The sequence below is a fragment of the Rhizobium sp. CC1099 genome, from assembly GCF_029714385.1.
In the GTDB taxonomy this organism is placed as follows: Bacteria; Pseudomonadota; Alphaproteobacteria; order Rhizobiales; family Rhizobiaceae; genus Rhizobium.
Window position 1 is genome coordinate 2,202,542 of record NZ_CP121642.1, and the last position, 21,825, is coordinate 2,224,366.

At 61.6% G+C, this 21,825-nt stretch carries 20 protein-coding genes and 1 pseudogene; 19 read left to right on the forward strand and 2 right to left on the reverse strand.

All coding sequences use genetic code 11. The features are described from left to right. Positions 1-7: 7 nt before the first annotated feature. The 18 genes from QA644_RS31820 to QA644_RS31905 all read left to right on the forward strand — a co-directional run bounded on the left by QA644_RS31820 (position 8) and on the right by QA644_RS31905 (position 20,007). The gene (locus QA644_RS31820) at positions 8-1,135 is read left to right on the forward strand and encodes a BMP family ABC transporter substrate-binding protein (protein ID WP_283073042.1); all 1,128 of its coding nucleotides are present in this window, start codon (positions 8-10) and stop codon (positions 1,133-1,135) included. 20 nt (positions 1,136-1,155) lie between these two features. After that, the gene (locus QA644_RS31825) at positions 1,156-2,286 is read left to right on the forward strand and encodes an ABC transporter permease (protein WP_283073043.1); all 1,131 of its coding nucleotides are present in this window, start codon (positions 1,156-1,158) and stop codon (positions 2,284-2,286) included. After that, a complete protein-coding gene (locus tag QA644_RS31830; RefSeq protein ID WP_194730478.1) occupies positions 2,286-3,212 on the forward strand; it encodes an ABC transporter permease in 927 nt (308 codons plus the stop codon). Before QA644_RS31825 ends, QA644_RS31830 begins: the two co-directional genes overlap by 1 nt. Before the next feature lie 12 nt (positions 3,213-3,224). After that, complete coding sequence (locus QA644_RS31835) at positions 3,225-4,253, forward strand: formamidase (protein WP_283073044.1); 1,029 nt, start codon at positions 3,225-3,227, stop codon at positions 4,251-4,253. Beyond that, positions 4,253-4,954, forward strand: a complete 702-nt coding sequence (locus QA644_RS31840; RefSeq protein ID WP_283073045.1) for an isochorismatase family cysteine hydrolase — start codon at positions 4,253-4,255, stop codon at positions 4,952-4,954. The genes QA644_RS31835 and QA644_RS31840 overlap by 1 nt, the downstream gene beginning before the upstream one ends. After that, the gene (locus QA644_RS31845) at positions 4,951-6,501 is read left to right on the forward strand and encodes an ABC transporter ATP-binding protein (RefSeq protein WP_283073046.1); all 1,551 of its coding nucleotides are present in this window, start codon (positions 4,951-4,953) and stop codon (positions 6,499-6,501) included. Before QA644_RS31840 ends, QA644_RS31845 begins: the two co-directional genes overlap by 4 nt. After that, on the forward strand, positions 6,501-7,169 hold the full coding sequence (locus tag QA644_RS31850; protein ID WP_283073047.1) for an isochorismatase family cysteine hydrolase: 669 nt from the start codon (positions 6,501-6,503) through the stop codon (positions 7,167-7,169). The genes QA644_RS31845 and QA644_RS31850 overlap by 1 nt, the downstream gene beginning before the upstream one ends. Then, positions 7,162-7,515, forward strand: coding sequence for a cupin domain-containing protein (locus QA644_RS31855; protein WP_194730473.1), 354 nt, complete (start codon positions 7,162-7,164; stop codon positions 7,513-7,515). Before QA644_RS31850 ends, QA644_RS31855 begins: the two co-directional genes overlap by 8 nt. Further along, positions 7,512-9,344, forward strand: coding sequence for an allophanate hydrolase (atzF, locus tag QA644_RS31860; protein WP_283073048.1), 1,833 nt, complete (start codon positions 7,512-7,514; stop codon positions 9,342-9,344). The genes QA644_RS31855 and atzF overlap by 4 nt, the downstream gene beginning before the upstream one ends. Positions 9,345-9,674: 330 nt before the next feature. Further along, positions 9,675-10,178: an AAA family ATPase gene (locus tag QA644_RS31865; protein WP_283073049.1), complete on the forward strand. Its 504-nt coding sequence runs from the start codon at positions 9,675-9,677 to the stop codon at positions 10,176-10,178. Between the two features lie 412 nt (positions 10,179-10,590). Further along, positions 10,591-11,160: a nucleoside 2-deoxyribosyltransferase gene (locus QA644_RS31870; RefSeq protein WP_283073050.1), complete on the forward strand. Its 570-nt coding sequence runs from the start codon at positions 10,591-10,593 to the stop codon at positions 11,158-11,160. Between the two features lie 334 nt (positions 11,161-11,494). After that, positions 11,495-12,511, forward strand: a complete 1,017-nt coding sequence (locus QA644_RS31875) for a hypothetical protein (protein WP_283073051.1) — start codon at positions 11,495-11,497, stop codon at positions 12,509-12,511. Between the two features lie 266 nt (positions 12,512-12,777). Further along, entirely contained in the window at positions 12,778-13,761 is a 984-nt protein-coding gene (locus QA644_RS31880) for a BMP family protein (RefSeq protein WP_239602812.1), read from the forward strand. Positions 13,762-13,769: 8 nt separating this feature from the next. Continuing rightward, a complete protein-coding gene (locus QA644_RS31885) occupies positions 13,770-15,182 on the forward strand; it encodes an amidase (RefSeq protein WP_283073052.1) in 1,413 nt (470 codons plus the stop codon). Continuing rightward, positions 15,179-16,711, forward strand: a complete 1,533-nt coding sequence (locus QA644_RS31890) for an ABC transporter ATP-binding protein (protein ID WP_283073053.1) — start codon at positions 15,179-15,181, stop codon at positions 16,709-16,711. Before QA644_RS31885 ends, QA644_RS31890 begins: the two co-directional genes overlap by 4 nt. Beyond that, positions 16,701-17,750 carry an ABC transporter permease gene (locus tag QA644_RS31895; protein WP_239602808.1) on the forward strand — a complete coding sequence of 350 codons (1,050 nt, stop codon included), beginning with the start codon at positions 16,701-16,703 and terminating at the stop codon, positions 17,748-17,750. Before QA644_RS31890 ends, QA644_RS31895 begins: the two co-directional genes overlap by 11 nt. Next, the gene (locus QA644_RS31900) at positions 17,747-18,691 is read left to right on the forward strand and encodes an ABC transporter permease (RefSeq protein WP_283073054.1); all 945 of its coding nucleotides are present in this window, start codon (positions 17,747-17,749) and stop codon (positions 18,689-18,691) included. Before QA644_RS31895 ends, QA644_RS31900 begins: the two co-directional genes overlap by 4 nt. Before the next feature lie 26 nt (positions 18,692-18,717). After that, positions 18,718-20,007, forward strand: coding sequence for an amidohydrolase family protein (locus tag QA644_RS31905; RefSeq protein ID WP_283073055.1), 1,290 nt, complete (start codon positions 18,718-18,720; stop codon positions 20,005-20,007). 18 nt (positions 20,008-20,025) lie between these two features. Here QA644_RS31905 and QA644_RS31910 read toward each other — a convergent pair. After that, positions 20,026-20,292 (reverse strand): annotated as a pseudogene (locus QA644_RS31910) (7-carboxy-7-deazaguanine synthase QueE); the annotation flags it as partial. Between QA644_RS31910 and QA644_RS31915 the strand changes: the two are divergent. Further along, positions 20,257-20,622 carry a tyrosine-type recombinase/integrase gene (locus tag QA644_RS31915; protein ID WP_349254129.1) on the forward strand — a complete coding sequence of 122 codons (366 nt, stop codon included), beginning with the start codon at positions 20,257-20,259 and terminating at the stop codon, positions 20,620-20,622. The pseudogene QA644_RS31910 and the gene QA644_RS31915 sit on opposite strands and share 36 nt — an antisense overlap. Positions 20,623-20,698: 76 nt before the next feature. On the opposite strand, the gene QA644_RS31920 is transcribed toward QA644_RS31915, so the two are convergent. Then, positions 20,699-21,808: an alpha/beta hydrolase gene (locus QA644_RS31920; protein ID WP_283073056.1), complete on the reverse strand. Its 1,110-nt coding sequence runs from the start codon at positions 21,806-21,808 to the stop codon at positions 20,699-20,701. Positions 21,809-21,825 lie beyond the last annotated feature (17 nt).

Here is a 21,825-nt window from a genome sequence, read left to right on the forward strand (position 1 = left end):
CATCGCGATGACCAAACTCCTTTCCATGAACCGCCGCAGTTTCCTCCAGGCTTCCGCTGCCAGTGCGCTCGCCGGCGCCATGCCGGGCCTGATGCACTCCTCCGCCGCAGCCCAAACCGCTCTTACCGTCGGTTTCATCTATGTCGGCCCCAAGGACGACTACGGCTACAACCAAGCCCATGCGGAAGGCGCCGCCGTCATCAAGGCAATGCCGGGCGTGACGCTGGTCGAAGAAGAGAATGTTCCGGAGACCGTCGACGTCCAGAAGACGATGGAATCCATGACTAACCTGGACGGCGCGACCCTGCTCTTTCCGACCTCCTTCGGCTACTTCGATCCCCACATGCTGGCCATGGCGGCTAAATATCCCGACATCCAGTTCCGCCACTGCGGCGGGCTGTGGCAGGAAGGCAAACACCCGGCCAACACCGGCTCCTATTTCGGCTATATCTTCCAGGGCCAGTATCTGAACGGCATCGCCGCCGGCCATGCGACAAAAAGCAAAAAGATCGGCTTCATCGCCGCAAAGCCGATCCCGCAGGTTCTGCAGAATATCAACGCCTTCCTGCTTGGGGCGCGCACAGTCGATCCGACCATCACCTGCCAGGTGATCTTCACCGGTGAATGGTCGCTCGCCGTCAAGGAAGCCGAAGCCACCAACGCGCTGGTCGACCAGGGCGCCGATGTCATCACCTGCCACGTCGACAGCCCGAAGGTCGTCGTAGAGACCGGCTCCGGCCGAGGCGCCTTCATCTGCGGTTATCACGCCAATCAAAGCCCGCTCGCCCCCGAAAAATATCTCACCGGCGCTGAATGGGCCTGGGGCAATGTCTACAGCGACTTCGTCAAGAAGGCGCAGGCCGGCGAAAAGCTCGGCAACTTCGTGCGCGGCGGCCTGAAGGACGGCTTCGTGAAGATGAGCGCGCTCGGCCCCGGCGTGTCCGAGGCGGGCCGCAAGGCTTTCGAAGCCACGCAGGCGGACATGATGAAGGGTGGCTTCTCGGTCTTCAAGGGACCATTGAAGGACAACAAGGGCGATACCGTCGTGGCTGCCGACAAGAGCTACGCCGAAGACGCGATCGAGCTCGAAAGCATGAATTACCTGGTCGAGGGCGTCGTCGGGTCCACAGCGTAAACCGCGAAGGGAGAAGCGCCATGACCATCGAGGCCAATGATCCCGCAATATCCATCGCCTCCGAAAAACCGGCTTCGCTGCGCCCCGTCCTCGAATGGATCGCGCGGCGAGTCGAGCCGATCGTCATCGGCCTTGCGGCCATCCTGATCGGTCTTGCGCTCTTCTCCCTCTTCATCCTGGTGGTCGGCAAGTCGCCGGCCACCCTCTTCCAACTGATGTATACCGGCGGCTTCGGCAGCTGGTTTTCGGTGCAGAACAGCCTCAGCCGCGCCGCACCCCTTCTCCTGACGGCGCTCTGCGTCGCCCTGCCCGCCCGCCTCGGCCTCGTCATCATCGGCGGGGAAGGAGCGGTCGTGCTGGGCGGCGTTGCTGCCGCGGCCATGGCTCTGCCGCTCGCCGGCACCGCGCCTGTTTTCCTAAGCCTCATTCTGATGGCGATCGCTGCCATGGTGGTTGGCGGTATCTGGATCGGCCTTGCCGGTTTCCTGCGCCACTACCGCGGCGTCAACGAGACTATCTCGTCGCTCTTGCTCTCCTATATCGCTATCGCCCTGATGAACCAGTTCGTCGAAGGGCTGCTGCGCGATCCTGCAAGCCTCAACAAGCCGTCGACCAAGCCGCTGCCGGCGGAATACATGCTCGGCAATATTCCCGGCATGGATGTGCACTGGGGTCTGGTCGTCGGCATCCTCGCCTGCATCGTCTCCTGGATCGTGATCGAGGCGACCAGCTACGGATTTGCGGCCCGCATCGCCGGCGGCAACGTGCGCGCCGCGCAGATCCAGGGCTTGGCGGTCGGCAAGCTGATCGTCGGATTCACCGCGCTGGCCGGCGGTTTCGCCGGTCTGGCGGGCATGATCGAAGTGGCGGCGGTACAGGGAAGTGCCAACGCCTCGCTGGCGGCCGGCTACGGCTATACCGGCATCCTTGTCGCCTTTCTCGCCCGCCACAACCCGCTGGCGATCATCCCCGTCGCCATCCTGCTCGGCGGCATTGATGCTTCGGGTGGCCTCATCCAGCGGCGCCTGGGTCTGCCGGATGCGACGGTTCTGGTGATGCAGGGGACGCTCTTCATCGTCATTCTCTTCTGCGAGACCTTCTACGGACGGTTCAAGGCCTTCAATCCCGATCTTTGGAAGAGGAGCCTGTGATGGAGGAAACAGCGATCGGCATCTGGGGCGTTCCACTGGCGATCTTCGCCGGCGCCATCCGTGTCTCGACCCCGTTCATCTTCGTCAGCCTCGGCGAGACGATTACCGAACGCTCCGGGCGTATCAACCTGGGGCTCGAAGGAACCCTCGTCTTCGGCGCCATGACGGCCTATGCGGTGGCGGTGATCACCGGTTCGCCGACCCTCGGCGTGCTCGCCGCCATGGTGGCAGGCGCGATCTTCGGGCTGATCCATGGCTGGATCTGCAAGTTCCCCAAGGTCAACGACATCGCCATCGGCATCGCCATGATGCAGTTCGGGCTCGGGCTCGCCTTCTTCCTCGGCAAGTCCTTCATACAGCCGGTGGCGCCGAAACTGCCCTCGATTCCGCTCGGCGGCTGGGCAACCTCTCCGCAGATCCAGGCTGCACTCAACATCAATGTGCTGTTCTTCCTCGGCGCAGCGCTGGCACTCTTCCTCTTCTGGGGGTTCAAGAACACCCGCATCGGCCTGATCCTGCGCGTCGTCGGCGACAGCACAGACGCGGCCCGGGCCATGGGCATCCACCCGGACCGGGTTCGCTTGCTGGCGACGGCAGCCGGCGGCTCACTGGCGGCGATCGGCGGCGCCTATCTCTCGCTCTACTATCCCGGCTCGTGGAACGAAGGCATCTCGTCGGGCCAGGGCCTGATGGCGGTCGCACTGGTCATTTTTGCGCGCTGGAACCCGATCGGCTGCTTCCTGGCCGCGCTTCTTTTCGGCGGTGCCGGCGCGCTCGGCCCGGCGCTGCAATCGGTCGGCGTCACACAAGGCTACTACCTCTTCTACGCCGCGCCTTACGTGCTCACCCTCATCATCCTGATCGCCACATCCTCGCCCACCCGCTCGCTCGCCGGTGCGCCGGGTGCGCTGTCGCTCACGAAATAACGGAGCGTTCCGATGAACGGACTTGGCGGTCTCAACAAATCCGAACACGGCGTCGGCATCGGCCTCGTGCAACTTCAGTTGCCGGTGACGGTCACCAAGGCCGATCTTGCGCGCCAGACGCAGGTGATCGTCGATCTGGTCGCCAAGGCGCGGCGCAACCAGCCTGGCATGGATCTAGTCGTCTTTCCCGAATACGCCCTGCATGGCCTCTCCATGGACATCAATCCGGAGATTATGTGCACGCTCGACGGGCCGGAGGTCGCGGCTTTCAAGCAGGCCTGTAGGGACAACGCAATCTGGGGGTGCTTCTCGATCATGGAGCTCAATCCGGGTGGCATGCCCTACAATTCCGGCATTGTCATCGACGACGAGGGCGAGCCGAAGCTCTGTTACCGCAAGATGCATCCCTGGGTACCGGTTGAGCCTTGGGAGCCCGGTAATTTCGGCATTCCCGTCATCGATGGCCCGAAAGGTGCCAAGCTCGCGCTCATCATCTGCCATGACGGCATGTTCCCGGAGATGGCGCGCGAATGCGCCTACAAGGGCGCCGAAATCATGATCCGCACGGCCGGCTATACGGCGCCGATCCGCGAAGCCTGGCGTTTTACCAACCAGGCCAACGCCTTCTGCAACCTGATGGTCACCGCGAATGTCTGCATGTGCGGCTCGGACGGCACGTTCGATTCCATGGGCGAAGGCATGATCTGCAATTTCGACGGCACGATCATCGCCCATGGAACCTCCAGCCGGCCCAACGAGATCATCACCGCCGAGGTGCGTCCTGACCTGGTGCGGGAGGCCCGGCTCGGCTGGGGCGTGGAGAACAACATCTACCAGTTCGGCCATCGCGGCTATGTCGCCGTCGCCGGCGGCGCGCAGGATGCGCCCTACACCTATATGCACGACCTCGTCGCCGGCAAATACCGCCTGCCGTGGGAAGACGAAATAAAGGTCAAGGACGGCACGTCCTGCGGATTTGACAAGCCGATGCGCCGGTACGGCGAACCCCTCAAACCTGCCGCGGAATGGGAGAGAGATTGATGGACGCGATGGTCGAAACCAAAGGGCATTTTGTCGACGCCGATCCGTATCCGTGGCCCTATAACGGCGCTCTGAGGCCGAACAATACCGCCCTCATCATCATCGACATGCAGACGGATTTCTGCGGCAAGGGCGGCTATGTCGACCACATGGGCTACGACCTGTCGCTGGTGCAGGCGCCGATCGAACCCATCAAACACGTGCTTGCCGCCGTGCGGGCCAAGGGTTACCACATCATCCACACCCGCGAGGGCCATCGTCCCGACCTCGCCGATCTGCCGGCCAACAAACGTTGGCGCTCACAGCGGATCGGCGCCGGCATCGGGGATCCCGGCCCCTGCGGCCGCATTCTGACGCGTGGCGAACCCGGCTGGGACATCATCCCCGAACTCTACCCGATCGAAGGCGAGACGATCATCGACAAGCCCGGCAAGGGCTCGTTCTGCGCCACCGACCTCGAACTCATCCTCAATCAGAAGCGCATCGAGAACATTATCCTCACGGGAATCACCACCGATGTCTGCGTCTCGACGACGATGCGCGAGGCGAACGATCGCGGCTACGAATGCCTGCTTCTGGAGGACTGCTGCGGTGCGACCGACTACGGAAACCACCTCGCCGCCATCAAGATGGTGAAAATGCAAGGTGGCGTCTTCGGCTCCGTCTCCAATTCTGAAACGTTTGTGAGCCAGCTGCCATGAGCACCGTTCGCGACACGCCCCTCCCCAAGGCCGGCAAAGCGGTCGGCATCGATACGCTCGGCATGACAATGCGCTTCGGCTCGTTCACCGCGCTCGACAACGTCTCGATCGCCGTTCCGGCCGGCTCATTTCACGCACTTCTTGGCGAAAACGGCGCCGGCAAGTCGACGCTCGTCAAATGCATCATGGGCTTCTATCACGCGACATCCGGCTCGCAGTCGGTCGACGGCCACGAGGTGGTAATCGCCTCACCCAGGGATGCCGCGACCTATGGGCTCGGCATGGTCTACCAGCATTTCACCCTAGTTCCGTCTCTGACCGGCGCTGAAAACCTGGTCATCAGCCGTACCGAAGTACCCACGGTGATCAACTGGGCCCGCGAACGCAAGGATCTGGCGGCCTTCATGGAGCGCATGCCGTTCAAGATTCCGCTCGACAGGCCGGTGAGCGAGCTTGCCGCCGGCGAAAAACAGAAGCTCGAAATCGTCAAGCAACTCTATCTCGGCCGCTCCTTCCTCGTGCTCGATGAGCCGACCTCCGTGCTGACCCCCGCCGAAGCCGATGAGATGCTCGGCATCGTGCGCGGCATGACCGAACGCGGCGAGCTCACCGTGCTGATGATTTCCCACAAATTCCACGAGGTGACGAAATTCGCCGACGCTTGCTCGATCCTGCGTCGCGGCAAGCTGGTCGGCACCGGCAAGGTAGGCGAGCTCTCCACCGCCGAGATGGCGGCGATGATGATCGGCGACGTCAAGCTCGCCGAGCTCGACAGCCGTCTGCCGGTGGCGGAAGCGGCAAGACCCGTGCTGACTGTAAGCCAGGTGAAAGCCCCGGACCGTTCCGGCCTGAAGACGATCGAAATCGACGAGCTTATGGTCCGCTCCGGCGAGATTGTCGGCATTGCCGGCATTTCCGGCAACGGCCAGAAGGAGCTGACAGAAATTCTCGCTGGCCAGCGCCCGACCGATACCGGCCAGGTCATAGTCAATGGCGAGGCTTACGGCGCCACCCGCGAGGAGACCCGCAAGAACAAGGTGCGTTTCATCCCCGAAGAGCCGTTGCAGAACGCGTGCGCGCCCAAAATGACCGTCAGCGAGAACCTTGCCTTCCGCACCTTCGACTTGAAGCCGGACGGCAAGGATGCGATCTGGCTGAACAGGAGCAGCATGAAGAAGCGTGCGTCGGCGCTGATCTCAGATTTCAAGGTCAAGACGGCCTCTTCCTCCTCGCCGATCGCAGCGCTTTCGGGCGGCAACGTGCAGCGTGCCGTGCTGGCCCGCGAACTGACTGGCGATGTCGATCTGCTGATCGTCTCGAATCCCTGTTTCGGCCTTGATTTCTCGGCCGTCGCCGAAATCCGCGCCCGCATCATGAAGGCTCGCAATGCCGGAGCCGCAATCCTTCTTCTTTCGGAGGATCTCGACGAGCTCCTCGAGATGTCGGACCGCATCATGGTGATCTCGGAGGGCAAGCTCGTCTACGAGACGCCGGCGCGTTCCGCCGATATCGGCGTCATCGGCGCGCATATGGCAGGGCACCACTGATGGTCGCAATCAAGGCAGAACCCTTTCCCTTTGCCGTGAAGCCCGGCGCGCTGGCGCTGATCGTCATCGACATGCAGCGCGATTTCGCCGAGCCTGGCGGTTTCGGTGCAAGCCTCGGCAACGACGTTAGCCGCATCACCAAGATCGTACCGGACGTAAAACGTCTGATCGAAGGCTTCCGCGCTGCCGGCCTGCCGGTCATCCATACGATGGAATGCCACCGGCCGGACCTCTCCGACCTGCCGCCGGCCAAACGCGACCGAGGCAGTCCTTCGCTTAAGATCGGTGACGAAGGCCCGATGGGCCGCATCCTGATCTCGGGCGAACCCGGCACGGCAATTCTTCCGGAAGTGGCACCCATCGACGGGGAAGTGGTGATTGAAAAGCCCGGCAAGGGCGCCTTCTATGCCACCGAGCTCGGCGACCTGCTGAAGGAAGGCGGCATCAAGCAGCTCGTATTTGCTGGCGTCACGACAGAAGTCTGCGTCCAGACGACCATGCGCGAGGCAAACGACCGTGGCTATGAATGTCTGCTCGCCGAGGAGGCGACGGAGAGCTATTTTCCCGAATTCAAGGCCGCGGCAATGGCGATGATCCGCGCCCAGGGCGCGATCGTCGGTTGGACTGCCCATGTCGACGACATTCTGGAAAGCATCACCCATGCCTGAAACGACCCGCGAACTGCTCACATCGGGTGGGTGGAAGGACTTGGAATTCGTCCGCTTCCGCGATGAAGTCACCATTCACTGGATTAGACCTTTCCAAGGCGACCAGCCGGGCGTGGCTCTCCTGAAATACGAGGCAGGCGCCTCTGTACCGCGCCACCGGCATGAGGGGCTTGAAACCATCCTGGTGCTCGACGGGGTACAATCCGACGAGACCGGTGATTACGGCCGCGGCAGCTATATCGTCAACGCGCCGGACACCGAACACTCCGTCTGGAGCGAGACTGGCTGCGTCGTGCTGATCCAATGGGATCGGCCCGTAAGAATACTGGAAGAGGAAAGGGTATGAACGCGACGACACCGGCCTTCGATATCACCTCGCTGCACGCGTTCTACGGGGATGGCGGCAGTGTCGCCGACGTTGTCGAAGCGGTCTTTGCCCGCATCATCGAAGTTAGCGATCCCGGCATCTTCATTCACCTGGCCGAAAAGGATACCGTTTTGGCCGAGGCGGCGAAACTCGGAGCGTTCGATCCGGCAAAACCGCTTTTCGGCATCCCTTTCGCCGTGAAGGATAATATCGACGTTGCCGGCATGCCGACCACCGCCGCCTGCCCGGACTACGCCTACCTGCCGGAAAAGGACGCGACCGTCGTCCGCCTGCTGAAAGAGGCCGGTGCTCTGGTGATCGGCAAGACCAATCTCGACCAGTTCGCGACCGGCCTCGTCGGCGTCCGCTCGCCCTACCCGATCCCGCGGAACGCTATCGATCCCAAGCTGGTGCCTGGCGGTTCATCCTCCGGTTCGGCAGTGGCGACAGCCCAAGGCATCGTCAGCTTTGCGCTCGGCACGGACACCGCCGGTTCGGGCCGTATCCCCGCCGGGCTCAACAATATCGTCGGCCTAAAACCAAGTGTTGGCGCGTTTTCCACGACCGGCGTCATTCCCGCCTGTCGCACGCTGGACTGCGTTTCGGTCTTCGCGCTCACGGTCGATGATGCCTGGAAAGTGTTTTCCGTCGCCGCAAAATATGACGAGACGGATCCCTATTCGAAATCCGTTCCCGCACCCGGATTAGGCTCGGCCCAGCCGGTGCTCACGATAGGAGTGCCGTCTAGAGCCGATCTCGAGTTCTTCGGCGACACCGTGATGGAGGCTGCCTATTTCGATGCGCTATCCAAGCTCGAAGAACTCAGCCACAATCTGGTCGAAGTGCCGTTCGGCAATTTCTATAAGGTCGCCAATCTGCTCTACGAAGGCGCTTGGGTGGCCGAACGCTACGCAGCGATCAAGCCCTTTTTCGACGATATGGAGCAGAGCCTCTATCCGGTGACGCGCCAGATTTACACTGCCGCCAAGTCGCTGTCGGCCGCCGACGCCTTTAACGGCTTTTATGCGCTGCAAGCCTTGAAGAAAGAGGTCGCGCCGCTCATCGCTTCCGTCGATCTGTTCTGCGTGCCGACCGCCCCAACCCATTATACTGTGGGCGATCTGGAGGCGGAGCCGCTCCGGGAGAACGCGCGCCTCGGCACCTATACGAACTTCGTCAACCTGCTCGACATGTGCGGCATCGCCGTGCCGACAGGCACACGCTCTGATGGCCTGCCGGCGAGCGTCACGCTGCTTGCCGCGTCGGGCCGGGACGGGCTGACGGCAACGCTTGCCCGCGATCTCCATCAGGCAAGCGGCCTGATGCTCGGTGCGACGGGCTGGTCGCAGCCCCGGCTCACTCCTTCCATTTCGGCGCCCGCGGATGAGGACCTGATCGATATCGTCGTCGTCGGCGCACATCTTTCCGGCATGCCCCTGAACCATCAGCTGATCGATCTCGGCGGAAAATTCTCTCGCACCGCACACACCTCTGGCGCCTACAGACTATACGCGCTTCCCGGAACCGTGCCGCCCAAACCGGGCATGGTCGGCGTCGGCGAGGGAGAAGGCAGCGAAATCGAAGTGGAAGTCTGGAAGCTTTCACCTGCGGCTTTCGGGCTGTTCGTGGCGGCTATCCCTGCTCCCTTGAGCATCGGTACGGTCATGCTTTCGGACGGCACTTCGGCAAAGAGTTTTCTCGCCGAACCGCTCGCGCTTAAGGGAGCCTCAGACATAACGAACCATGGCGGCTGGCGAGCCAATCTCAGAAAGCTTTCGCCACCTCAGGGGATCAGCAACGCCGGTTAAGTAGCCGACCAAGCAAGAACATGCTGCTCCGCGTTGTTCCTGCCATTCTCTCTGAGCAGATGTCCAAGGCGGCCCGGCGAGCTGACGGGTCGTCAGTCAGATAGCCTTGAAAAAAGCATTCCGGGAAGCAGGTCAAAGGCGTGTTGTTCTCTTCCACCTGAGCGACGACATTAATCGCATACTCGGTCGCGGCTTCGATCTGGTCTCGGAACTCAGGCGTCTGGGCCGCAGAAACGTACGGTCTTCATATGACTTGGCTCGATCAACGTCCGTTTCAAAGGTGATGCGTGCAGTCCGATTGTGGCGACGCACTCCGGAAAAGGAAGATACATGCCGCTCTTGGTTCTGACCGGCGCGTCCGGTGCAGGAAAAACGACGATTGCCGAGGCAATAGAAAGCAGACATGGCGAGAAGATCGATGTCTTTTACAAAGATCGGATCGGCGTACCATCTGTGGACGAGATGATCAGCAAATTTGGGTCGGTGGAAGGCTGGCAGAAGGCAGCGACTTTTGAGTGGATGTCGCGGTTGGCAGAACCGGTGGCGCAAGGTCGCAGCGTGCTCTTCGAAGGCCAGTCGCGCCTTTCGTTTGTCGCGGAAGCGGCAGCACATGCTGGTATCGTGGCGTACTCGACAATCCTTGTGGATTGCGACGATGAAACGAGGATCAGACGTCTTTCATTTGATCGCGGGCAGCCGGAACTGGGCGATGAGAACATGTTGAATTGGGCTCGATTTCTGCGAGAGGAAGCAACCGCCTGTGGGCGCGAGATTCTCGACACATCGCATCTGAGCCTTGATGAGGAAATCTCCTATGTCCTGGACCGTCTTTGAAGAGCCTGTATGGGGGAACGCCAACGACGCCCCCCAGAGCGCTCGTTTCAGGCTGGCATCATGCCCGCCAAGAAATCTGAACCTCCGCGACAGATTGGACAGAACTTCTGTATGAATGGCGATTTGGCATTTGCGTAACCTTCCCGATCTGATCTGAATTTGTCAGCGAGATTCTTTTTGAGCGTTGCATAAGTAAGAAATGCTTTAGGGTTCGCTCGGAGGTAATCGCGAAAAGCAAGGTGCCGCTCCAGTTCCGAACTATCGGCATCGCAGACGTCCAGATGATGAGACGTTGGCCGGCTGCGGCGCCGTTGCGCGCCGCGGTTCTCGCCCACTGGATTGTGATCCTTCTTCGCTGTACAGCGAGGAAGGTATTTTTGTTGCCGAGCCCATCCCTTTTAGGTGCAATTTTATGACAAGAAAAGTTTATCTGGCCGGTCCGGAGGTCTTCCTCCCAAACGCCCGTGAAATCCTCGACCGGAAGGCAGCACTTGCCCGTGAGGCGGGACTTCTCCCCCTCTCGCCCGGCGATCTGGAAATCCCGCACACGAACTCGAGGCGCGAGCGGGCCGCGGCGATAAACGCGGTGGATGAGAAGATGATGCTTCAGGCGGACGCGATCATCGCCAATCTGACGCCCTTTCGTGGCATTGCCGCCGATACCGGGACAGCCTTCGAACTCGGTTTTATGTGCGCAAGCGGTAAGCCTGTATTCGCTTATACAAATGTGGCCCGCGATCACAGTGGACGAGTGAGCGATCTTTATGGCGGGGCCGTCGCGTATGATGCGGAAGGTCGACTGCGTGACCCGAACGGGATTGCGGTCGAGGATTTCGGCCTGGCCGACAATCTCATGCTGCACGCCGGGATTGAGCGGCGCGGTGGCGTTTTCATCATCGGAGACGCGGCGCGGGATGCGCTCTATACGGACCTTGCCGCGTTCAAGACGTGTCTTGCCGTCGCCGTTGAGAAGCTGGTCTAAAATGTTTAGATGGCTCTGGCTTTCACTGCTGCGATAGCTGGCGCGATAGGGTTGTTTAACTGGGTAGTCATCCTGCCGCGCTCTGGTGCTGGCAACAATATCTTGACCTCTATGCGGAGTGTCACTGCTCAGAGAGATCGGCGCTACGATGCCCTCTTGGCAAATCTGACCGCGCCTCTCTCAGCGATGCCTTGCTTAACGCCGCTCAACGTGGCGACGAGAAGTGCGAGCGCGTCAGGCGGACTTCTGACGACCTCCTTCTATGTAGAGTTGATTGAATGTTCAGGGAAGACTATGCTGCACTGCAGCGTCAATCCTTTTGGGGGATGTGCAGATGTTGTCGGTCCTGACGAATGTGCAGCTCGAACGCGCGGCAGCCTTGCCGGCTAAATTCACCGACAATCCATTCCGCGCTGTAACGCTCGACGCCATACAGCGACGCAATGCTGTCCTGGATGCCGTTTTCTACGACGTCAACGCCGTCACGCACGAAGAGACGCCAGATCTTGCCTTCTGGCTTGCGCGGGAGGGAGCCATCATTCTCGTGCCGCCGACCGGCGAGGGCCGGCTGCGCGTGTTTCTAACGCCTCAGGACTATCTGCAGAAGGCGGCGCCGGTCGCCGCGCTGGCCGTTGCCGGTGTTGGCAGTTCCGCGCTTGGCGCGGCCGCATTCGCGCGTAATATAGCTGACGGGCTCGGCCAACCCGTGGCGGCCGTGGTTTCCGGCTATGGCATCGCTGACATCCTGACGGAAGCGCTCGGCGGTTTCTTCTGGTTCGGCGCGCTCAACAGCATACGGCATGTGTTCGAGCCGCTCGATGCCTTCACCAAGATGTTCTCCCGTACCGAACTGCTCAAGAACGGAAACTTGTGGACGCGGACGAGCAAGGATACGGAAACCGTGGTCGCGCTGCTTGAGGACGAGCGCTTCTCGCCTCGCGTTTTGGCCGGGCATTCCAAGGGCAACCTGGTCCTGTCAGAGGCGCTCTACGCGATCACCGAGGAGCGGCCCGACCTTGCGGAGAAGGTTTCGGCGCGGTCCCGGATCATCACAATCAGCGCGAAAGTCGGCATGCCCTCCACCTTTAGGGATGTCATCGACGTCATGGGGGAATGGGATTGGTTCGGGGCGCTGAATTCCCGTCCCGACATTCCGGCCGATCTCGTGGTGCCGCGTGCTTGGCACAGCACCAATCCGGGTTTCCCGATGGGAATGGGGATCGACGTTTCGCAAGCCATCCGGCAGGCAATGTCCACTCGCGAAACTTCGCCGAAATCTGCGCGCGGGGCGCGTTTTTCCGCGATCCTCGACGCGCCGCAACGCACGATCGCGGCGATGCGCTCAGCATAGCCGCGATGGGACGAGGCTGATCGCGCCCGTTCGCAGCCCGAACGTCGAAGAGGTTAGACCCGAGACCTGCATTCCGCATGGAGCAACAAGCGGTTTTCATAGGAGGCTGCACGAGCTCCAGCCGCTGGCCAATGGCGAAAAGACCGACAAGGTAGCAATGACAAGGGGTCGAACAGCCTGATTTTTAAGCCAATTTGGCGCTTGACACTTTTTTAGGCGCTCCCTATGTTTTTTGAACCAAATGGTAAAAAAAGGGGAGCAAATCAATGACCAAAGGCATCTTGATTTCACGCCGTGCAGTGATCGCATCGGGCATTGCCCTCGGGGTCAGCGGGTTCGCGCCACTGGCAAGAGCGGCCCCGATGAAGGTTGCCGGCATTCATGCCTCGCCGGTCGAGAACGCTTGGAATTCCTGTCTGCATAAAGCCTTGCAGGATGCAGCCAAAGAAGGCGTCATCGAGTATGTTTTCTCCGAAGGAGTTTCCGGCACCGACTATCCGCGCGCCATGCGCGAATATGCCGAACAGGGCAACAAGTTGATCATCGGCGAGGCCTATGCCGTCGAAAAAGAAGCGCGGCAGGTGGCCGCCGACTATCCGGACACGGCTTTTGTGCTGGGATCGAGCGGCGCTGAGGCCGGCGGCAATTTCGGCGTCTTCGGAACCTGGAACCATGACGGCGCCTATCTTGCCGGGATGCTGGCCGGCAAGATGACCAAATCCAATATCGTCGGTTCGGTCGGCGCGATTCCGATCCCCGAAGTCAACATGCTGATCAATGCCTTCGCGGAAGGCGTCAAGGCCGTCAATCCCGATGCAAAGCATCTAGTTTCTTTCATCGGCACCTTCTTCGATCCGCCGAAGGCCCGCGAAGCCGGCCTTGCCCAGATCGACGCCGGCGCCGACATTCTGTTCGGCGAGCGCATCGGCACAGCGGACGCCGCGAAGGAACGCGGCATCAAATCGGTGGGCTCGCTGATCGACTACACGCCGCGCTATCCGGACACCGTGTTCGCCAATGCCATGTGGTACTTCCGCCCGATCCTCAATGCGGCAATCGCCGATGTCGCAGCCGGCAAGCCGGTCGGCAAGAACTACACCCTTTATGGCCTGATGAAGGAAGGCGGTAGCGATATCGTGTTCGTCAAGGGGGTGGCACCGGCCGACGCCGAAGCTGCGATGGAAGCCAAGCGGGCGGAAATAAAGGCTGGCACCTTCGAAGTACCGAAGATGATGGACGAGCCGAAGTAGTTCGACCGATGCGCCGTGACGCGACCGACCTGGCACAGGCGATCAGGAATGGCAGCCTGACCTCTGTCGAAGCGATGCAGGCCTCGCTTGCCTCGGCGGAGGACCATAAAACCCTCGGTACTATTGCTCATCTCGACGAAGCGGTGGGCATGGCGTCGGCCGAAGCCGTGGATCAAGAACGGCGCTCGGAGTCGGGCCGCTCTGCTGCCCGGCCGTTTGCCGGCGTGCCGACGCTGGCGAAGGATCTGGGCGGGCCTTTCGAAGGCTTGCCGGTAACCGCCGGGTCCCGTCTCTTCGAAAGAACGGGCAGCGAGCCGGATTCGGATCTCGCCAGCCGCTTCCGCGAAGCGGGTTTCTGCCTGTTCGGGTTGACGACAAGCCCGGAATTCGGCCTTTCGCTGGCGAGCGAACCGGCGGCTGGGCCGATCTGCCGCAACCCGCTCGATCGGGCGCGCACGCCCGGCGGTTCCTCCGGCGGCGCAGCGGCGGCGGTCGCAGCCGGCGTTGTAGCGATTGCCCACGCAACGGATGCCGGCGGTTCCATCCGCGTGCCTGCGGCGTGCTGCGGTCTTGTCGGCCTGAAGCCAAGCCGCGGCGCCATGCCCGCCGGCCCATCCTTCGGCAATCATCTCGGCGGCATCGCCAGCGAACTTGCCGTCTGTCGCTCGGTGCGGGATACAGCGCTGATTTTCGATACGCTGCGTGGTAAGGCAAAGGGACCGTTCCCCGATCCGGCGACCGTGGCGGATAGAGGTGGCCGGTTGCGGGTCGGCCTGCTGGCAGAGACCGGCTCAAAATATCCGACGGATAGTAAGCGGCTCGAAGCAATCAAGGATGCTGCGCGCACGCTGGAGGCGGATGGGCATCAGATCGTCCCGCTCGGCTGGGCCGAATTCGAGCAAAGCGTCGATGCCAGCAGTCGCGCGCTCGGCGACATCATCGCAGTCAATCTCGCATCCTTCATCGATACGCTCGAACTCGATATTTCACGCGCCGAACCTTTGACCCAGGCATTCATTGAACGCGGGCATGCGCTCACGGGACCGACGCTCTGGGCTTCGCTGAATGGCGCCGTGCACACCAGCCGCGCGCTTTGGATTATCTTCGACAGGGTCGATTGCCTATTGATGCCGATGCTTGCGAAGGCGCCCCTTGCGATCGGGTCATTTCCGTTCGATCATGGCGATACCGAGCTGCAGCTTGAGCGGATGGCTGCTTTTGCTCCACTTGCCTCTCTCGCTAATATTTCAGGATTTCCGGCCTTGACCCTGCCCTTTGGAACCGATGCGGACGGCTTGCCCTTGCCGGTCCAGATCATGGCTCCGATGGGCCACGAGCCGCTTTTGCTGTCGCTTGCCGCACGATTGGAGGCCGAGGAACGCTGGCAGCATCGCTTTCCGGTGGCAGGGCTTGCAGCATGACAATTCCGGTTCTCGAAATCGAAGGCGTCAGCAAGCGCTTCGGCACCAATCTGGCCAATGACGACATCTCGCTGACGCTTGCCAAGGGCGAAATCGTAGCCCTGCTTGGCGAAAACGGCGCGGGCAAGACCACGCTGATGAGCATCCTCTTCGGTCATTATATGCCGGATGCCGGCCGGATTCTGATCGACGGTGCCGAACTCCCGCAGGGCAAGCCCCGCGCCGCGATCCGCGCCGGCGTCGGCATGGTCCACCAGCATTTCTCGCTGGCGCCCAATCTGACCGTTCTCGAAAACGTCATGACCGGTACGGAAAAGCTCTGGTCATGGCGTTCGGGCACATCCGCCGCGCGGAAAAAGCTTCTCGCCATTTCTGAGCGCTTTGGCCTCAAGGTCGATCCGGACGCGCGTCTTGGAGACCTGTCGGTCGGCGAGCAGCAGCGCGTCGAGATCCTCAAGGCGCTCTATAGCGACGCCCGCATCCTGATCCTAGACGAGCCAACGGCGGTACTGACCAATATCGAGGCCGAAAAGCTATTCACAACGCTGAAGGAAATGGCCCGCCAGGGTCTGTCGCTGATCTTCATCTCCCACAAGCTCGATGAGGTGATGGCTGCGGCCGACCGTATCGTCGTCTTGCGCAGCGGCAAGATGGTTGCCGAACGCAGGGCATCTGAAACCAGCAAGGCCGAACTCGCCGAGCTGATGGTCGGCCGCCGCGTAACGCGGCCGGTACGCGAGCCATCGACGCCTGGCATGGTTGCGCTGGAGGCCACCGATGTCACGGTGAAGATCGACGGCGTCGAGCGGCTGAAGTCCGTCAGCTTCCATCTGCGCGAAGGTGAAATCCTCGGCATCATCGGTGTCTCGGGCAATGGCCAGGCGGCGCTGGCGCATCTTCTCTCCGGCACGCTCTCGCGCTCATCCGGCGACCTTCTGCTTTTCGGGGAACCTATCGGCAATCTCGGCGTCGGCGATGTCGTCAATGCCGGCATTGGCCGCATTCCGGAAGACCGCAACGAGGAAGGCCTGATCGGTGAAATGGCGATCTGGGAAAATGCCGTGCTGGAGCGCATTTCCTCGCCGGCGTTTTCGCAACGTGGATTTGTGAACCGCAGGGCAGGCATGGCCTTTGCCAAGGAGATCATCGACCAATTCGACGTCCGCGGCGGTAGCCCTTTAAGCCGCGCGCGGCTGCTTTCGGGCGGCAATATGCAAAAGCTTATCCTCGGCCGCAATCTGCACCGGCGGCCGCGCATCCTGATCGCCGCCCAGCCGGCGCGCGGCCTCGATGAAGGTGCCGTGGCAGCCGTACATGCGCGTCTTCTAGAGGCTCGCCGGCAAGGGACCGCTGTTCTTTTGATCTCGGAGGATCTGGACGAAGTGATCGCGCTTGCCGATCGCATCCAGGCGATCGTGGGCGGCAGGCTTTCGCCACCCGTCGAAGCGGAAGTCGCGAACGCACGCGAACTCGGACTGATGATGGCCGGCGAATGGCAGCAATCCCCAGAGGCCGATCATGCGGTTTGAGCGTCGCGAGCATCGTCCACTTTATCTCCTCGTCCTGACGCCGCTGCTCGCCGTGGTCGCAGCGCTGGCACTCTCCGGCATTTTGATCGCGATTGCCGGTGCACCGGTATTCGAGGCTTATTGGCGCATCCTAACGGGCGCCTTCGGCTCGCGGCTTTCGGCAACCGAGACATTGACGCGGGCCACGCCGCTGATGCTAACCGGGCTTGCCGCCGCCGTCGCCTTCCGGGCAAGGCTGTGGAACATCGGCGCCGAGGGTCAGTTCTATCTCGGTGCCATCGCGGTTGCCGCAGCGAGTGCCAAGCTGTTTGGCAATCTCCCCGCTCCGGCTCTTATTCCCTTGCTGCTGCTTGTCGGTGCCGTCGCGGGCATGGTCCTGATCCTCATTCCGCTGTGGCTGCGCCTGCGCTTTTCGGTCGATGAGGTCGTGACCAGTCTGCTCATGAACTTCGTCGCCCTGCTCTTCGTCTCGATGCTGATCGACGGGGTGCTCAAGGATCCGCTCGCTTTCGGCTGGCCGCAGTCGCAATCGGTCAGCGATCACGCCATGCTGCCGAAGCTGGTTGCCCGCTCCCGCCTGCATATCGGCCTTGCGATCGCGATTGCGCTGGCGATCATCGTCCATTTCATCCAGTCGCGCACCGTGTTCGGCATGCAATCGCGCGCCACCGGGCTCAATCCGTCCGGCGCTGTTTTCGCCGGTGTTCAGCTTGGCAGAACGCTGGTGAAGGTCGCCTGCCTGTCGGGTGGGCTTGCGGGCCTCGCGGGGGCAATCGAGGTCATGGGCGTCAAGGGTTATGTGACGACCGACCTGTCGCCCGGTTTCGGCTATTCCGGCATCGTTGTCGCGATGCTTGCCAACCTCAATCCACTCGGCGTCGTCTTCGCCGCCATTTTCACGGCCATGATGTTCGTGGGCGCGGATGGCATGAGCCGTGGTCTCGGCATCCCGACCTATATCGCCGATGTCACGGTGGCGCTGTCGCTGCTGACGATGCTGATCGCATTGTTCTTCACCCAATACAGGATCCGGCGATGATGCAACTGTTCGACATCATCGCTTCCGCCGGGCTCTGGGCGGCAATCCTGCGGATCGCCACGCCGCTGATTTTTGGCACGCTCGGCGCACTGCTCTGTGAACGGGCTGGCGTGCTCAATCTCGGCATCGAAGGCATCATGACCATCGGCGCGATGATCGGCTGGCTTTCCGTCTATCACGGCGCCGATCTCTGGGCCGGCCTGCTGATCGCTGCGGTGGTCGGCGGGGTCTTCGGCCTGCTGCATGCGGGCCTGACGGTATCGCTGGGCCTCTCCCAGCATGTCTCCGGTCTTGGCGTCACGCTGTTTGCCTCCAGCTTCAGCTATTATGTCTTCCGGCTGATCGTGCCGCTTGCCAATACCCCACCCACCGTCGTGCCGTTCCAGCCGATCGCCATTCCTGGCCTCTCGACGCTGCCCTTCATCGGGCCGGCCTTCTTCACGCAGACGGCGCCGACCTATCTCGCGATCGCCATTGCCCTGCTGATGGCCTACATCATCTTCCGCACACCCGTCGGGCTTGCGATCCGCATGACCGGCGAAAATCCGCATGCGGCGGAAGCACAGGGTGTCAATCCGATGAAGGTACGCTACGGCGCAGTGGTTTCTGGAAGCGCGCTGATGGGAATGGGCGGCGCCTTCCTGACATTGTCGGCGTTCAACAGCTTCTTCCCCACCATGGTGCAGGGACGCGGCTGGATCTGCATCGCGCTCGTTGTCTTCGCCTCCTGGCGGCCGGGCCGCGCGCTGTTCGGTGCCCTGCTCTTCGCCTTTTTTGATGCCTTCCAGCTTCGGCTGCAAACCGCGCTGAGCGGGCTCGTGCCCTATCAGCTTTTTCTGATGACCCCCTATATTCTTTCCATCGCCGCGCTTGCCGTCATGGCCCGCCGTGCCCGCGTCCCGCAGGCGCTGATGCAACCCTATCGCCGCGGCGAACGTTGAAACCGCTCGCATCCAATGAGGCTCCGATGTTCGATCTGATCGTCAGAAATGCAAATCTCACCGATGGCCGAACCAGCATCGATATCGGCATCCAGGGCGGCAGGATCATCGCTGTCGAGCGCAATCTCCAGGCGCAAGCGGGGGAAGAAATCGACGCAACCGGCCGGCTGGTCAGTCCTCCTTTCGTCGATCCGCATTTCCACATGGACGCCACCCTGTCGCTCGGACTGCCGCGCATGAACGTATCCGGCACCCTGCTCGAGGGCATCGCGCTCTGGGGAGAGTTGCGCCCGATCGTGACGAAGGAGGAACTGGTCGATCGTGCGCTGCGCTATTGCGATCTGGCGGTGACGCAGGGGCTGCTCTTCATCCGCAGTCATGTCGATACTAGCGATCCCAGACTGGTGACCGTGGAGGCGATGATCGAGGTTCGCGAAAAGGTCGCGCCCTATATTGATCTGCAGCTGGTCGCCTTCCCCCAGGACGGTTATTACCGCTCGCCGGGCGCGATCGACGCGCTCAACCGTGCCCTCGATATGGGGGTCGATATCGTCGGCGGCATTCCCCACTTCGAACGGACGATGGGCGAAGGTACGGCTTCGGTCGAAGCGCTCTGCCGTATCGCCGCCGATCGCGGCCTGCCGGTCGACATGCATTGCGACGAAACCGACGATCCGCTCTCGCGCCATATCGAGACGCTGGCCGCGGAAACCATCCGCTTCGGCCTGCAGGGACGCGTCGCCGGCTCGCATCTGACCTCGATGCACTCGATGGACAACTACTACGTCTCCAAGCTGATCCCGCTGATGGCGGAGGCGCGGATCAACGTGATCCCCAACCCCTTGATTAACATCATGCTGCAAGGCCGGCACGACACCTATCCGAAGCGCCGCGGCATGACCCGCGTGCGCGAATTGATGGATGCCGGCCTCAATGTCTCCTTCGGGCACGATTGCGTCATGGATCCCTGGTACTCGATGGGATCGGGCGACATGCTGGAGGTCGGCCACATGGCGATCCACGTCGCGCAGATGGCCGGCATCGAGGACAAGAAGAAGATCTTCCATGCGCTGACCGTCAACTCGGCAAAGACGATGGGCCTTGAAGGCTATGGCCTGGAAATCGGCTGCAACGCAGACCTCGTCATCCTCCAGGCGCAGGATACGCTGGAAGCGCTGCGGCTGAAGCCGAACCGGCTCGCGGTCATCCGCCGCGGCAAGGTCATCGCCCGTTCGGCACCGCGCATCGGCGAGCTTTTCCTCGATGGACGCCCTGCAAAGGTCGATGGCGGCCTGGATTACGCACCTCGCCATTGAGATGCGGGCCGGCACAATTCAGACGCCGCGCATGTTGCTCCAGAGCAGGACGTGCATTTGCGGCCGAACACGGGCCTCGAGCCACCGGTCCCTCGTTACCCTTGTCGACCAGAGCATTCGGTCCATGATGGCGTCGATATCGAGCCTTGCATCGTCGTCATCGGGTGGCGGCGGGTGTGATTGCCAGACTGGAGATAGACGGGAAGATCAAGATAGCGGGGCCGCAGCGCGAGCATAGGCGTAGTCGCGGTGGTCCAAAACAACGACTACCTCTTTCCGAACAGCGCAGGTGGCAGGATCTCCCGTTCGAACGTTACCCAGCGCCTCAACCTTGCGGTCGAGGTTGCAGCTCGGACAGCCCCGGGTCTGAAGAAGAAGGCGATGTCACCGCACTCTTTCCGACACACGACTGCGATGCATCTCTTACAGTCCGGTGTCGACCTGACCGTGATTGCCCTATGGCTCGGCCATGAGGATCCGAGCACAACGCACATATACGTGGAAGCCGATCTTGCAATGAAGGAGGCGGCGCTCAACCGCCTTCATCCGGTCGCTACCGCAAGCGCGCGGTACCAGCCACCAGATAAATTGTTGGCATTTCTGCAGCCGTTATAGGTCAAGACGATAGAAGGGTCGTTCCCGGGCCGTTGGGAACGACCGATCGTCTTTACCTTCAGCGGTGTACCATGCTTCACGCCGTAAGGTGCTGATCGAAGAAGCTGCCAAGCTTCTCGAATGGGATCAGATCGACCCTGTCGTATAGATCGACATGGCCCGCGCCGGCGATCCAGACGAGTTCCTTCGGTTCCGATGCTCTGTCATATGCGTTCTGGCTGAACTCCTTCGAATGCGCTTGGTCGCCCGAGACGAACAGCATTGGCCGAGGCGAGATCGTCTCGATGTCGTTGAACGGGTAGAAGTTCATAAACTTGACACTGCTCGCGAGCGTCGGCTTCGTCGTGGTCTGCCCAGTCGCGCCCTCAGGCGTAAACTCGCCGCGCGACGTGCGGTAGAAGTCGTAGAACTCGCGCTGGACGGGATCGGTGTCAGCAGTCAGCTCGAGAACAGTGCCGCCGACATACTGGATGTCGCCGCCGTCGAATTCCGACCAGCGTTGCTCGGCTGCCGCCGCGATGAACTGCTTGCGCTGCTCGACGGTCTGCGACTTGTTGAGAGCATCGCGGAAGGCCGCGCCCATATCGTACATGCTGACAGTGGCGATCGCCTTGATCCGGGGATCGATCTTGGCGGCGCTGATGATGAAGCTGCCGCTGCCGCAAACACCGATGCCTCCGATCCGCTGGCGATCAACGTAATCCTCGCTACCCAGGAAATCGACACCCGCACTGAAGGCTTCCGCGTAGATGTCCGGAGAAACGAGATTGCGAGACTGGCCTTCGCTTGAACCCCAGAACGGCAAGTCGATCGACATGGCGACGAAGCCCTGTTCGGCCATTTTGGTGGCGTAGAGGTTGGCGCTCTGCTCCTTCACCGCGCCCATGGGGTGGCCGACGATGATCGCCGGATGCTTGACGGCGCGGTCGAGATCGTTCGGGAGGTAGAGGTTGCCCGCGACGTTCATTTGATACTGGGTTTTGTAGCTGACCTTCTGAAGGGTCACCTTGTCGCTGGTGTAGAAGTTGTTTGCGCCGTTGGACATGTCCAGTGCCTTTGCGAATTGGGTGTCGAAGAATGATGCTGCGCCGAGGGCCGCGACGCCGACGCCCGTCAGCTTCAGCATCTGACGGCGGTCGATGGCCCGATCGAACGCGGGGATGTTGGGTTCACGCTGTTCAGTCATCCGTGGTCTCCGTTAAT

What these genes read in the sequence shown, in the direction of transcription:
- QA644_RS31820 (WP_283073042.1), top strand. Translation starts at nt 8, where the DNA reads ATGACCAAACTCCTTTCCATGAACCGCCGCAGTTTCCTCCAGGCTTCC.
- QA644_RS31825 (WP_283073043.1), top strand. Translation starts at nt 1,156, where the DNA reads ATGACCATCGAGGCCAATGATCCCGCAATATCCATCGCCTCCGAAAAA.
- QA644_RS31830 (WP_194730478.1), top strand. Translation starts at nt 2,286, where the DNA reads ATGGAGGAAACAGCGATCGGCATCTGGGGCGTTCCACTGGCGATCTTC.
- QA644_RS31835 (WP_283073044.1), top strand. Translation starts at nt 3,225, where the DNA reads ATGAACGGACTTGGCGGTCTCAACAAATCCGAACACGGCGTCGGCATC.
- QA644_RS31840 (WP_283073045.1), top strand. Translation starts at nt 4,253, where the DNA reads ATGGACGCGATGGTCGAAACCAAAGGGCATTTTGTCGACGCCGATCCG.
- QA644_RS31845 (WP_283073046.1), top strand. Translation starts at nt 4,951, where the DNA reads ATGAGCACCGTTCGCGACACGCCCCTCCCCAAGGCCGGCAAAGCGGTC.
- QA644_RS31850 (WP_283073047.1), top strand. Translation starts at nt 6,501, where the DNA reads ATGGTCGCAATCAAGGCAGAACCCTTTCCCTTTGCCGTGAAGCCCGGC.
- QA644_RS31855 (WP_194730473.1), top strand. Translation starts at nt 7,162, where the DNA reads ATGCCTGAAACGACCCGCGAACTGCTCACATCGGGTGGGTGGAAGGAC.
- atzF (WP_283073048.1), top strand. Translation starts at nt 7,512, where the DNA reads ATGAACGCGACGACACCGGCCTTCGATATCACCTCGCTGCACGCGTTC.
- QA644_RS31865 (WP_283073049.1), top strand. Translation starts at nt 9,675, where the DNA reads ATGCCGCTCTTGGTTCTGACCGGCGCGTCCGGTGCAGGAAAAACGACG.
- QA644_RS31870 (WP_283073050.1), top strand. Translation starts at nt 10,591, where the DNA reads ATGACAAGAAAAGTTTATCTGGCCGGTCCGGAGGTCTTCCTCCCAAAC.
- QA644_RS31875 (WP_283073051.1), top strand. Translation starts at nt 11,495, where the DNA reads ATGTTGTCGGTCCTGACGAATGTGCAGCTCGAACGCGCGGCAGCCTTG.
- QA644_RS31880 (WP_239602812.1), top strand. Translation starts at nt 12,778, where the DNA reads ATGACCAAAGGCATCTTGATTTCACGCCGTGCAGTGATCGCATCGGGC.
- QA644_RS31885 (WP_283073052.1), top strand. Translation starts at nt 13,770, where the DNA reads ATGCGCCGTGACGCGACCGACCTGGCACAGGCGATCAGGAATGGCAGC.
- QA644_RS31890 (WP_283073053.1), top strand. Translation starts at nt 15,179, where the DNA reads ATGACAATTCCGGTTCTCGAAATCGAAGGCGTCAGCAAGCGCTTCGGC.
- QA644_RS31895 (WP_239602808.1), top strand. Translation starts at nt 16,701, where the DNA reads ATGCGGTTTGAGCGTCGCGAGCATCGTCCACTTTATCTCCTCGTCCTG.
- QA644_RS31900 (WP_283073054.1), top strand. Translation starts at nt 17,747, where the DNA reads ATGATGCAACTGTTCGACATCATCGCTTCCGCCGGGCTCTGGGCGGCA.
- QA644_RS31905 (WP_283073055.1), top strand. Translation starts at nt 18,718, where the DNA reads ATGTTCGATCTGATCGTCAGAAATGCAAATCTCACCGATGGCCGAACC.
- QA644_RS31920 (WP_283073056.1), bottom strand. Translation starts at nt 21,808, where the DNA reads ATGACTGAACAGCGTGAACCCAACATCCCCGCGTTCGATCGGGCCATC.